This window comes from Pseudomonas sp. VEM90, assembly GCF_054611535.1.
The window spans coordinates 81,456-93,595 of the sequence record NZ_JBTRAR010000015.1 but is presented as its reverse complement, the minus strand read 5'-3'; the positions used below and the strand labels follow the sequence as shown (position 1 = coordinate 93,595).

Sequence of the window (12,140 nt, the reverse complement as noted above, 5' to 3'; positions counted from 1 at the left end):
GCCTGGACGTCGATGAAAACACCGCTCTGGTTTCCGCAAAGTTTCTTCGCCCGCACCCTGTGGCTGGTGTTGATCGTCGTTCTGTTCTCCAAGGCGCTGACCCTGGTCTACCTGCTGATGAACGAGGACGTGCTGGTCGACCGTCAGTACAGCCATGGTGTAGCGCTGACCTTGCGCGCCTATTGGGCCGCCGACGAAGAAAACCGCGACAAGATCGCCGAGGCGGCAGGCCTTATCCGGGTGACCGGCTCGGGTGTGCCCGAAGGTGAGCAGCATTGGCCTTACAGTGAAATCTACCAACGGCAGATGCAGGCCGAGTTGGGTGAAGACACCGAGGTGCGGTTGCGCATTCATGCGCCTCCGGCGTTGTGGGTCAATGCGCCAAGCCTTGGCCCAGGTTGGCTGAAGGTGCCGCTGTACCCGCACCCCTTGCGCGGGCAGAAGATCTGGAACGTGCTGGGCTGGTTCCTGGCCATTGGTTTGTTGTCCACCGCCTCGGCGTGGATTTTTGTGCGCCAGTTGAACCAGCCGCTCAAACGCCTGGTGTTCGCCGCCCGCCAGCTTGGCCAGGGGCGCAGTGTGCGCCTGCCGATCAGCGATACCCCCAGCGAGATGACCGAGGTGTACAAGGCGTTCAACCAGATGGCCGAAGATGTCGAGCAGGCCGGGCGTGAGCGCGAGCTGATGCTGGCCGGGGTTTCCCACGACTTGCGCACACCACTGACGCGGCTGCGCCTGTCGCTGTCGTTGCTGAACAGCGACAACGAGCTGAGCGATGACATGGTTCGCGATATCGAGGACATGGACGCGATCCTCGACCAGTTCCTGGCCTTCATCCGCGATGGCCGTGACGAGCCGGTGGAGGAGGTCGACCTTGCTGATCTGGTGCGTGAGGTGGTGGCTCCGTACAACCAGCCGGAAGAGCGCGTGCGCCTGTGCCTGGAGCCGATTCCACCGTTTCCGCTGCGCCGGGTTTCGCTCAAGCGCATGCTGGGCAACCTGATCGGCAACGCCCTGCACCATGCTGGCAAGGGGGTCGAGGTGGCTGCCTATGTGTCGGGGGATGAGAGTGCGCCGTATGTGGTGCTCAGCGTGCTGGACCGCGGTGCCGGTATTGACGAGTCGGAGCTGGAAACCATCTTCAACCCGTTCATTCGCGGTGACCGGGCGCGGGGTGGCAAGGGCACCGGGCTGGGGCTGGCGATCGTCAAGCGGATTGCTGCGCAACATGGCGGGAATGTGGAGTTGCGTAACCGGTCTGGCGGCGGGATCGAGGCGCGGGTCAGGTTGCCGCTGGGGCTGCTGCTGCCGCGTAATGCTGTGTGAGGCTCACTGGCCTCTTCGTGACTGAAGCCGCTACAGGGGTTGTGCAGTACCTGTGGGGCTTTAGCCGCGAAGAGGCCGGTACAGGCTGAATCAGCCTTTGCCCTTGGTCCGGGTCTGATTGGGCCCGCCATTCTTCTCCAGATGCTCGATGATCATCCCGGCCACGTTCTTGCCCGTGGTGACTTCAATGCCCTCCAGCCCCGGTGACGAGTTTACCTCCATCACCAACGGCCCGTGGTTGGAGCGCAGGATGTCCACGCCCGCCACGCTCAACCCCATCACCTTGGCCGCCCGAATTGCGGTAATGCGTTCTTCAGGGGTGATTTTTATCAGGCTGGCGACGCCACCTCGGTGCAGGTTGGAGCGGAACTCGCCCGGCTTGGCCTGACGCTTCATCGAGGCAATTACCTTATCGCCTACCACGAAGCATCGAATATCTGCGCCACCGGCTTCCTTGATGTACTCCTGAACCATGATGTCCTGCTTGAGGCCCATGAACGCTTCGATCACCGACTCGGCCGCCTGGGGAGTTTCGCACAGCACCACGCCGATGCCCTGGGTGCCTTCCAGCACCTTGATCACCAGCGGGGCACCGTTGACCATCTGGATCAGGTCGGGGATGTCGTCCGGCGAGTGGGCGAAACCAGTGATCGGCAGGCCGATGCCGCGCCGCGACAACAGCTGCAACGAGCGCAGCTTGTCGCGCGAGCGGGCAATGGCGACCGACTCGTTGAGCGGGTATACGCCCATCATTTCAAACTGGCGCAGCACCGCGCAGCCATAGAACGTAACCGAAGCACCTATGCGCGGGATCACCGCATCGAAGCCTTCCAGCGGCTTGCCACGGTAGTGGATCTGCGGCTTGTGGCTGGCAATGTTCATGTAGGCCCGCAGGGTATCGATCACCACCATTTCGTGGCCACGCTGGGTACCGGCTTCGACCAGGCGGCGGGTGGAATACAGACGCGGATTGCGCGACAGCACAGCGATCTTCATGCAGCACCTGTGACAGGGGAAAGGGTGGCCGGGAAGGCCGGTTTGTCTTGTACGTATTTCAGGCCGGGGTTGACCACCAGCTGGCCGTGTATCAAAGCCTTGGAGCCAAGCAACAGGCGGTAGCGCATGCTCTTGCGGCAGGCCAGGGTGAACTCCACCTCCCACACACCATCACCCAGCGCCAATGACGTGCGGATGACGTAGCGAGTCTGGGCGTGGCCGTTGGAGCTCTTGATGGTCTTCATGGTCACCAGCGGTGCTTCGCAGCGGCGGTGACGCAACTGCACCACCGAACCCAGGTGCGCAGTGAAGCGAACCCAGGGCTGGCCGTCGCGCTCGAAGGGTTCCACCTCGGTGGCATGCAGGCTCGATGTGCTGGCACCGGTGTCGATCTTGGCGCGCAGCCCGGCCACGCCGAGGTCAGGCAGGGCGACCCACTCCCGCAGGCCGATCACAGTCAAATGGTCAAATGTCTTCACGAAGCGCACCCTGCGAATGAGGTGGTGAACTTTAAGCACGGCGGGGACTTTTTGCATCCGTATGTGAAGGTAGTACAGTTCGATGAAAGACAGAATCCGAGGTAACGGGATGGCACAAAAAGCCGAAGACGACGACAAGGTTCGCTTGGACAAATGGCTATGGGCGGCGCGCTTCTATAAGACCCGAGCGCTGGCCAAGGCGGCGATCGAGAGTGGTAAGGTGCATTGTCGGGGCGAACGCTGCAAGCCTGGCAAGGAGCCTCGGGTGGGCGACGAGTTCGTACTGCGTACCGGGTTCGATGAGCGCACCGTGGTGGTGAAGGCGCTGTCAATGGTGCGTCGTGGTGCCCCGGAGGCGCAGACGTTGTACGAGGAAACCGAAGAAAGTGTGCGTCGCCGTGAACAGGCCGCTGAGATGCGTAAGGCCGGGGCCATGGGCGTGACCACCGATGGCCGGCCGACCAAGAAGCAGCGGCGGCAGATCCACCAGCTGCATGGAAGTTACGATTGAATGGGGCTGCCGTGCAGCCCCAGGCATCTAACGGAACACCGCCATTCGCCCGACCAGCGGTAACGTGGACAGCAGCTTGAACAACGGCGCTGTCCAGCGCATCAACGCCTCGCTGCCTTTGGCCGCCAGCGGCGTGTAGTAGCTCCAGCCCAACGCCAGCACCGCCATCAGCAAGCCGCCAATGTAGTCGTCCTGCCCCCAGTGGGCACCGGCTACCAGGCGTGGCAGCATGAACAGCAGCGCCAACCCCCAGACAACCAGGTACTGCAAAAGGCCGCGGCTGAACACGCTCATGAACAGCGCCCAGACCAACAGCACCGAGGCGTGATCACCCGGGAAACTCTTGCTGGAACGGTCCTTGAGTTCCCAGGCAGCCTCCAGATTCGGGTAATAGTCACTCAGGTGCACGACGTCGTCGAAGATCATCGATGGGCTCTTGTGTTGCCACCCGGCTGCATCCACCCACTTGGAAAACAGCGCGCGAATCACCACTAAGAGGAGTAGCGTGACCAGAAAGCCGAAAAATGCCTGGCGAACCTGAGCGGCCTTGAACACCCAGTCACCACGGATGAGCACTGCCAGCAGGATCAGACCGACGACGATATCGAACGGGCGCAGGCTGCCAAGTGCCCAGATATTACGCCAGGCAGTATTGTCTGCCAGTGGTGCGTTCAGGCTGCGGAACAGCCACTCGTCGAAAGTCAGGCACAGGATCTGGCCAATGGGCCATAACCAGAAACACAGTAGAGCGATGGGAAGCAGCGTACAGGCTGCCAGTGGCCCCCAGGACCACCTTGCTTGGAACAGTGGTCGATTGTCCATAAAATACCTCTATTGCAAACAGAAATCGGAGCGCCGTGTGAGCGCTCTGTCATGGGCTCTCGCAGGTTCGCGACAACCCTTGTAACCATTTTGTCATCATTTTCAGATAGCCAAAACCTATGAGCGAATTGCCTGATACCGATTTCACCCAACGTTTCATCTTCGACGAGCGCGATGTGCGCGGCGAGTGGGTGTCTCTCGATGACAGCTACGCCGCAGTGTTGGCGCGTCATGAGTACCCCCAGCCGGTCAAGGTGCTGCTCGGCGAGTTGATGGCCGCGACCGCCTTGCTGGTGGGGGCGATGAAGTTCGATGGCCTGCTGATTCTGCAGGCGCGTTCGGCTGGGCCGATTCCGCTGCTGATGGTGGAATGTTCCAGCGACCGCGAGATCCGCGGCATGGCCCGCTACGAAGCGGACCAGATTCCGGCGGGTGCCACCCTGTCGCAGCTGATGCCCGACGGCCACCTGACCCTGACCATCGACCCGGTCAAGGGCCAGCGCTACCAGGGGACCGTCGACCTCGATGGCGCCAACCTGTCGGAATGTTTCACCAACTACTTCGTCCAGTCGCAGCAGCTCAATACCCGTTTCTGGCTCAATGCCGAAGGCGGCAAGGCCCGTGGGCTATTGCTGCAGCAACTGCCGCGTGATCGCCAGCCGGATGATGAAGAGCGCGAAGACAGCTGGCAGCACGTAGTGGCCCTGGCCAAGACGCTCAAGCCGGAAGAGTGGACAGAGGGCAACGAAACCCTGCTGCACCGCCTGTACCACGAAGATGCCGTGCGCCTGTTCGATATTCAGCCTCTGCGCTTCAATTGCAGCTGTTCGCGGGAACGCTCCGGCAATGCGTTGGTCAGTCTGGGCGAACACGACGCCAAGGCGCTGGTGGAAGAGTGTGGCGGGACGGTGGAGATCGATTGCCAGTTCTGCAACGAGCGCTACTTCTTCGATGCCAGCGATGTGGCGCAACTGTTTGCGGGTGGCGGTACTGACGTGGCCTCAGAAACTCGTCACTGAAACGTTAAAGCTCAGGATAATCTCCTGTCGAATTGCGCAAAAGCGCAGTTCTGACAGGAGGGGCCTACTTTTTTTGGGCGTTTCTGGCATAATCCGGCCACTTTTTTCGCTGTAGTAGTTTTTTCAAGACAACTACAAAACGTTTGGAGCACTCGGCCTCGGGCCGGATGGGGTATCTCATGACGCAAGCCAACAACACCGTGTACACCGACCTGAGCGTCGATGAGCTGGTAAAAGAAGCGCTGCAACGCGGTGAAGGCGTACTAGCCGATACTGGCGCACTGGTCGTGGAGACTGGTCACCGTACCGGCCGTTCGCCGGCTGACCGTTTCATCGTCGAAGAACCTTCCACCCAGGACGCCATTTCCTGGGGCCCGATCAACCGCAAGTTCCCGGCTGACAAGTTCGATGCCCTGTGGGCTCGCGTCGAGGCGTTCAACAACGCCCAGGATCACTTCGTTTCCTATGTTCACGTAGGGGCTGCAGCCGAGCACTACCTGCCGGTGAAGATGACCACCCAGACTGCCTGGCAGAACCTGTTCGGTCGTTGCCTGTTCATCAACCCGGAGCAGTTCAACCCGGCTGGCCGCGACCAGTGGCAGGTCCTCAACGTCGCCAACTTCGTGTGCGAACCTGAGCGTGACGGCACCAACTCCGACGGTTGCGTGATCATCAACTTCGCCCAGAAGAAAGTGCTGATCGCTGGCATGCGCTACGCCGGTGAAATGAAGAAAGCCATGTTCTCGGTGCAAAACTTCCTGCTGCCGGCTGTCGACGTACTGCCTATGCACTGCGCGGCCAACATCGGCGAAGAAGGCGATGTGACCCTGTTCTTCGGCCTGTCCGGCACTGGCAAGACTACCCTTTCGGCTGACGAAAGCCGTTACCTGATCGGTGACGACGAGCACGGTTGGGGCGAAGGCGTTGTCTTCAACATGGAAGGCGGCTGCTACGCCAAGTGCATCGACCTGTCCGAGAAGAACGAGCCGGTCATCTGGAAAGCCATCAAGCACGGCGCAGTACTGGAAAACGTCGTTCTCGACGCCAACAAGCACGCCGACTACACCGATGTCAGCCTGACCCAGAACAGCCGTGCGGCCTACCCGCTGGAGCACGTTGCCAAGCGTTCGGAAGCGAACCTGGGCGGCGAGCCTAATGCAGTGATCTTCCTCACCTGCGACCTGACCGGTGTTCTGCCTCCGGTTTCGATCCTGAACAACGAGCAGGCGGCCTACCACTTCCTGTCCGGCTACACTGCGCTGGTCGGTTCCACTGAAATGGGTTCGGGCGGCGGCATCAAGTCGACCTTCTCCACCTGCTTCGGCGCACCGTTCTTCCCGCGTCCGGCTGGCGAGTACGCCGAGCTGCTGATCAAGCGTATCAACGGTTTCAACTCCAAGGTCTACCTGGTCAACACCGGCTGGACCGGTGGTGGTTACGGCGTTGGCAAGCGCTTCAGCATCCCCACTACCCGTGCCGTGATCGCTGCAATCCAGAGCGGCGCACTGGTCGGTGCCGAAACCGAGCACCTGGACATCATCAACCTGGACGTGCCGAAGGCTGTTCCGGGCGTTGAAACCGAACTGCTCAACCCGCGCACCAACTGGGCTGACAAAGCGGCCTACGATGAGGCTGCCAAAGGTCTGGCCAAGCTGTTCATCGAAAACTTCAAGAAGTTCGAAGTTTCCGACGCCATCAAGGCCGCTGGCCCGCAGCTGTAAGCCGAGCTCAGCCGCAACGAGAAGCCGCCCCCAGGGGCGGCTTTTTTGTGGGTTTGGCCCGCGAAAGGGGCGGACCTGCTGGCCAATTTCCACCCGTGGTTCACCGTCGCAGCCGCCATCGTATTCGCGGGTAAACCCGCTCCTACACACTGATCGGTGGTGGGCGCAGGCCGTTGTAGGAGCGGGCTTGCCCGCGAAGGGGCCCGCATAGGCAGCGAAAGTCTGTTTTTTCTGTTTCACTGTCAGCATCCATTGCGAAGACAAGAGCCAGCCAGATGACCGAAGCCCCTCAGCGCACTGCCTTCTCTCACTTTCACCCGATCCTTACCCGCCCCCAGGACAACGACCTGAACGGCCACATCGCCGGTGCAACGGTGCACGGCTTCTTCGAAACCGCGATACAGGCGTTTCTCGTCGAGCAGGCGGAACTGGACCTGCGACACGGTGAACTGGCCGCCTTCGTGGTCAGTTCGGCTGCGGATTTCTATGCTCTGCCGGGCTTCCCGGATTTGCTGGAGGTGGGGTTGGGAGTGACGCGTCTGGCGGGCAGCACGGTAGAGTACCGGCTGGCGCTGTACCGTCCGGGCGAGCCGGACGCGTGCGCGGCAGGTACGGTGGTGCAGGTGTTCATCGAGCGCGCCAGTGGCCGGCCTGTAGCGTTGCCAGAGGCGCTGCAGGTGATCCTGTCCGGCCTTGTGCTGGAGCGACAGGCATAAAAAACCCCGCTGGCAGGGGCGGGGTTTTGTTGCCGGGGCAGGGCCCCAGGCGTTAGTCGCGCCAGTGGCGCTTGTGCTTGCGGTGGCCGTAGTGGCGGCCACGGTCCCAGTGACGACGGTCGTCGTCGTAACCGCGACGATAGCGGCGGCCATCGCGGTAATCGTCTTTGTCGGCCTCTTTGCCCAGGTAGTTACCCAGCGCACCACCGGCACCACCGCCGGCTGCCGCACCAATGTAGCTACCCGTGGTGCCGCCCACGGAGCGACCGACCACGTTACCACCTGCGGCGCCCAGCGCGCCGCCGATAGCGGCTTCACCACGCTGGCGTTTGTCTGCGCCCAGAGCGCCACCTGCCGCACCGCCCAGACCGGCACCAATGGCGCCGCCGGTGCTGCCACCGATGGAGTTGCCCACGACAGAGCCCAGTACCCCACCCAGTGCGCCGCCAATGCCGGCCTCGGTGGTGCCGCCTGCCATGGCAACGCCGCTGAGCAAGCTGAAAGACAACAACAGAATCGAGGAGTACTTCTTCATCAAGAGAGCCTCATAGGGATGACGAGGCGAATTTGAGGCTAAGAGGCGTGGCTGGCAACGGAAATCCGACGAGTAACACGAGTTGTACACAATTCTCTAACTTGCTGTATTTACTATGAAACTTTATCGTTTTTAGGCTGTCCCAGACTGTTATGACAAAGCCCTGAGCCGCCACGGAACAGGGCTTTTTTCATTTTTACAGGATGCGCCCGTCGTCCCGCGCTCGCTCCAGTTTGATGGCAATGAACTTCGATGTTGGCGTATGGCTACCAACGCCAATGCTCTCCAGCGGCACCAGCGGGTTCACCTCCGGGTAATACGCTGCCGCCTGCCCGGCAGGGATGTCGAAGGCCAGCAGGGTAAAGCCTTGCACCCGGCGCTCATGCCCATCCCCCCACAACGAAACGATGTCGACCTTCTGCCCCGGCTGGAAGCCCAGGCGGATGATGTCGGCTTCGTTGGCGAACAGCACCTCGCGCTGGCCGCGCACGCCGCGGTAGCGGTCGTCCAGGCCATAGATTGTGGTGTTGTACTGATCGTGCGAGCGCATCGACTGCATGATCAGGTCTGGCAACTGGCCGCTGGCGCGTACGCGTTCGTCAAGCAGCGTGTCGGGCAGCAGGTTGGCCTTGAAGTTGGCGCGGCCGGTGCTGGTCGCCCATTCGCGGCTGGCCGCGCTGTTGCCCAGATGGAAGCCCCCCGGATGACGCAGGCGCTGGTTGAAGCCGCTGAAACCGGCAATGGTATCGCCGATCAGGTCGCGGATACGGTCGTAGTCGGCCACCAGCCAGTGCCAGTCCACCGGTTGTTTGCCCAGCGTGGCGGCGGCGATGCCGGCGATCACCGCAGGCTCCGAGCGCATTTGCGTCGACAGCGGCTTGAGCTGGCCGTTGGAGGCGTGGACCATGCTGAACGAGTCTTCCACCGTGACTGCCTGTGGCCCGTCGGCCTGCAGGTCGATGTCGGTGCGGCCCAGGCACGGCAGGATCAGTGCCTGCTTGCCATGGACCAGGTGGCTACGGTTGAGCTTGGTGCTGATGTGCACGGTCAGCTCGCAGTTGCGCAGCGCCTGGGCGGTACGCTCGGTGTCGGGTGTGGCTTGGGCGAAGTTGCCGCCCAGGCCGATGAAAACCTTGGCCCGGCCATCGAGCATCGCGTGAATGGCTTCGACGGTGTTATGGCCATTGCGCCGTGGCACGGGGAAGCCAAAGCGCTTTTCGATGGCATCCAGCAGTGCCTCTGGCGGGCGCTCGTTGATGCCCATGGTGCGGTCACCCTGCACGTTGCTGTGGCCACGCACCGGGCACAGGCCGGCGCCGGGCGCGCCGATGTTGCCGCGCAGCATCTGCAGGTTGACGATTTCCTGAATGGTCGGCACCGAATGACGGTGTTGGGTGATGCCCATCGCCCAGCACATGATCACCCGCTTGCCCCGGCAGTACATGCGCGCGGCCAGTTCGATGTCGGCCAAGGTCAGTCCGGACTGTGCCTGGATGTGCGACCACGGCGTGGCGTCCACCACGGCCAGGTATTCATCGACGCCATGGCCATGTTCGGCGATGAAGGCGTGATCGAACACGGCCGGTTCACCGTTGGCCTGGGCTTCGCGTTCCCATTGCAGGACGAACTTGGCCATGCCGCGCAACATCGCCATGTCGCCACCCAGGGCCGGGCGGAAGAAGGCGGTGTTGGTCGGACGGTCACTGTTGGTCAGCATTTCCAGTGGGTTCTGGGGGTGCTGGAAGCGCTCCAGACCACGCTCCTTGAGCGGGTTGATGCACACCACCTGGGCGCCACGTTTTACCGCATCGCGCAGTGGGTCGAGCATGCGCGGGTGGTTGGTGCCGGGGTTCTGGCCCCAGACAAAAATGGAATCGGCGTGCTCGAAGTCGTCAAAGGTGACAGTACCCTTGCCGACCCCGACGCTTTGCCCCAATGCCACCCCGCTGGCCTCATGGCACATGTTCGAGCAGTCAGGGAAGTTGTTGGTGCCGTAGGCGCGCACGAACAGTTGGTACAGGAACGCCGCTTCGTTGCTGGCTCGTCCCGAGGTATAGAACTCGGCCTGGTCAGGGTTGGCCAGCTTGTTCAGCTCGCGGGCGATCAGGGCGAAGGCGGCATCCCAGCTGATCGGCAGGTAGCGGTCGCTTGATGCGTCGTAGACCATCGGTTCGGTCAGACGCCCTTGGTACTCCAGCCAATAGTCGCTTTGCTGCAGCAGCGAGGAGACACTGTAACGGGCGAAAAAGGCAGCATCGACACGGCGCTTGGTTGCTTCCCAGTTCACCGCCTTGGCGCCGTTCTCGCAGAACTTGACCATGCCGCTTTCCGGCGAATCGCCCCAGGCGCAGCCGGGGCAGTCGAAACCGCCGTTCTGGTTGGTCTTGAGCAGGGCGCGAACGTTCTTCAGCGCGTTATCGCTGCCGACCCAGGCCTTGGCCACGCTACGCAGCGCGCCCCAACCGCCGGCGGGGCCGTGGTAGGGCTTGTAGCGAGGGGGGGAGGCTGGGGTGTTGTCCGGAAGAGGTTGGTACGAGGTCACGACTGTTACGACTCCGCCGCTGGGCTGTAGACCCGCGGTGCGCTGTGCTTGGGCAAGTGGATAAGGTTGAGGTTGTGTTTGCGCGCCCATTGCAGGGCAAGGCCGGTGGGCGCTGACAGGCTGACCAGGGTCTGGATGCCGGCACGGAGTACCTTCTGGATCAGCTCCAGGCTGCAGCGGCTGGTGACAATCGCCAGGCCGCCCTGGCTGTCGATGCGCTGTCGCAGCAGGGCACCGATCAGTTTGTCGAGGGCGTTGTGCCGGCCGATGTCTTCGCGGCCGAGCAGCAGTTCGCCTTGGCGGTCCATGAACAGTGCTGCATGCACGGCGCCGCAATGCTGGCCCAGTGGCTGGAAGGCGTCGATGCGCTCGCGCAGGCCGACCAGCCACTGGGCCGGGGGCAGGGGCGCACCCGGCAACACGGCCAGGTCCGGCAGCGCCTGCTCCAGGGCTTCGACACCACACAGGCCGCAACCACTGGTGCCGGCCAGTTGGCGGCGCTGGTTTTTCAGGTTCCAGAACGCTCGGCTGGAAATTTCCAGGTCGGCGTACATTGCCGAACCGCCGCCGGAGAGCTTGAGGTCGTAGATTTCTGCGGTGCCTTCGACAATGCCGCTGCCGACGCTGAAACCGACGGCGAAGTCTTCCAGATCGGTAGGGCTGACCAGCATTACCGCCTGGTTGAGGCCGTTATAGACAATGGCCAGGGCCACTTCCTCGGCCAGCGGGGTGCTGTCGCGTTTGGCGTCGCTGAGCTGGACGTAATCGTAGGTGTTGCTGGCGGCGGGCATGGACAAGGGTGATGAGGCCGCGCAGACCGGAGGCTTGCTGTTCATCGGGGCGCTGAATACCGGCGGCTTTCTGATAGCACAAGCCTAGGCGTGCGGGCCGGCGGCGTCTAATCGCTAGGGTCTATGCCTTGATAGACCGCGTCGATTGGTCGCACCGGGCGGGAGTGGTAAAGCTGGCCTAGACTCCTGTGTCCGAGGTTTCGTCAACAAGGAGAGCGCAATGAGCCTGTTCAGTTTCGTGAAGGAAGCCGGCGAGAAGTTGATCGACCTGCTGACCCCTGGCAACGCCAATGCCGAAGAGCAGCTTAAGAAACACGTGGAAGCTGTCGGCCTGGGCAACCCGAACATTAGCGCCACTGTAGAAGGAGACAAGATCATCCTCAAGGGTGAAGTGGCCAGCCAGGAAGAGAAGGAGAAGATCATTCTGGCGGCGGGCAACATCAGTGGCGTGGCCAGTGTCGAGGACCAGATCACCGTGACCGGGCCGATAGTCCAGGCGGCAAGGTTCGTTACTGTGAAATCGGGCGACACACTTTCAGCCATTGCCATGGTCGTGTATGGCAATGCCGGCCAGTACAACAAGATTTTCGAGGCTAACAAGCCGATGCTCAAGCACCCGGACAAGATCTATCCGGGGCAGGTGCTGCGTATTCCTGACTGATCGCTAAAGTCTGTACAGGCC

Annotated in this window: 12 protein-coding genes; 6 read left to right on the top strand and 6 right to left on the bottom strand. The window is 62.0% G+C overall.

Annotation, left to right across the window (positions count from 1 at the left end; translation table 11 throughout):
* The first annotated feature begins 12 nt into the window (after positions 1–12).
* Positions 13–1,326 carry an ATP-binding protein gene (locus tag ACYCCG_RS15855; protein WP_176685251.1) on the top strand — a complete coding sequence of 438 codons (1,314 nt, stop codon included), beginning with the start codon at positions 13–15 and terminating at the stop codon, positions 1,324–1,326.
* Between the two features lie 90 nt (positions 1,327–1,416).
* Here ACYCCG_RS15855 and rimK read toward each other — a convergent pair whose 3' ends face one another.
* On the bottom strand, positions 1,417–2,322 hold the full coding sequence (gene rimK / locus ACYCCG_RS15850; RefSeq protein ID WP_021782598.1) for a 30S ribosomal protein S6--L-glutamate ligase: 906 nt from the start codon (positions 2,320–2,322) through the stop codon (positions 1,417–1,419).
* Positions 2,319–2,801 carry a retropepsin-like aspartic endopeptidase RimB gene (gene rimB / locus ACYCCG_RS15845; RefSeq protein WP_028697326.1) on the bottom strand — a complete coding sequence of 161 codons (483 nt, stop codon included), beginning with the start codon at positions 2,799–2,801 and terminating at the stop codon, positions 2,319–2,321. The genes rimK and rimB overlap by 4 nt, the downstream gene beginning before the upstream one ends.
* A gap of 109 nt (positions 2,802–2,910) precedes the next feature.
* On the opposite strand from rimB, the gene ACYCCG_RS15840 reads away from it, so the two are divergent.
* Complete coding sequence (locus ACYCCG_RS15840) at positions 2,911–3,312, top strand: RNA-binding S4 domain-containing protein (protein WP_021782600.1); 402 nt, start codon at positions 2,911–2,913, stop codon at positions 3,310–3,312.
* Positions 3,313–3,339: 27 nt separating this feature from the next.
* Here ACYCCG_RS15840 and ACYCCG_RS15835 read toward each other — a convergent pair whose 3' ends face one another.
* The gene (locus ACYCCG_RS15835) at positions 3,340–4,134 is read right to left on the bottom strand and encodes a phosphatase PAP2 family protein (RefSeq protein WP_176685250.1); all 795 of its coding nucleotides are present in this window, start codon (positions 4,132–4,134) and stop codon (positions 3,340–3,342) included.
* 119 nt (positions 4,135–4,253) lie between these two features.
* Between ACYCCG_RS15835 and hslO the strand changes: the two genes are divergently transcribed.
* From hslO to ACYCCG_RS15820, 3 genes are all read left to right on the top strand, one after another.
* Positions 4,254–5,153 carry an Hsp33 family molecular chaperone HslO gene (gene hslO, locus ACYCCG_RS15830; RefSeq protein ID WP_103443305.1) on the top strand — a complete coding sequence of 300 codons (900 nt, stop codon included), beginning with the start codon at positions 4,254–4,256 and terminating at the stop codon, positions 5,151–5,153.
* Positions 5,154–5,332: 179 nt separating this feature from the next.
* Positions 5,333–6,874, top strand: a complete 1,542-nt coding sequence (locus ACYCCG_RS15825) for a phosphoenolpyruvate carboxykinase (RefSeq protein ID WP_176685249.1) — start codon at positions 5,333–5,335, stop codon at positions 6,872–6,874.
* 275 nt (positions 6,875–7,149) lie between these two features.
* Entirely contained in the window at positions 7,150–7,590 is a 441-nt protein-coding gene (locus ACYCCG_RS15820) for an acyl-CoA thioesterase (RefSeq protein ID WP_176683646.1), read from the top strand.
* Positions 7,591–7,642: 52 nt separating this feature from the next.
* Here ACYCCG_RS15820 and ACYCCG_RS15815 read toward each other — a convergent pair whose 3' ends face one another.
* From ACYCCG_RS15815 to fdhD, 3 genes are all read right to left on the bottom strand, one after another.
* Positions 7,643–8,125: a glycine zipper domain-containing protein gene (locus tag ACYCCG_RS15815; RefSeq protein WP_104960602.1), complete on the bottom strand. Its 483-nt coding sequence runs from the start codon at positions 8,123–8,125 to the stop codon at positions 7,643–7,645.
* A gap of 196 nt (positions 8,126–8,321) precedes the next feature.
* Positions 8,322–10,667, bottom strand: coding sequence for an FdhF/YdeP family oxidoreductase (locus ACYCCG_RS15810; protein WP_339443448.1), 2,346 nt, complete (start codon positions 10,665–10,667; stop codon positions 8,322–8,324).
* A gap of 5 nt (positions 10,668–10,672) precedes the next feature.
* Positions 10,673–11,503, bottom strand: a complete 831-nt coding sequence (gene fdhD, locus ACYCCG_RS15805) for a formate dehydrogenase accessory sulfurtransferase FdhD (protein WP_176683644.1) — start codon at positions 11,501–11,503, stop codon at positions 10,673–10,675.
* Positions 11,504–11,678: 175 nt separating this feature from the next.
* Between fdhD and lysM the strand changes: the two genes are divergently transcribed.
* Positions 11,679–12,119, top strand: coding sequence for a peptidoglycan-binding protein LysM (gene lysM / locus ACYCCG_RS15800; RefSeq protein ID WP_021782607.1), 441 nt, complete (start codon positions 11,679–11,681; stop codon positions 12,117–12,119).
* Positions 12,120–12,140 lie beyond the last annotated feature (21 nt).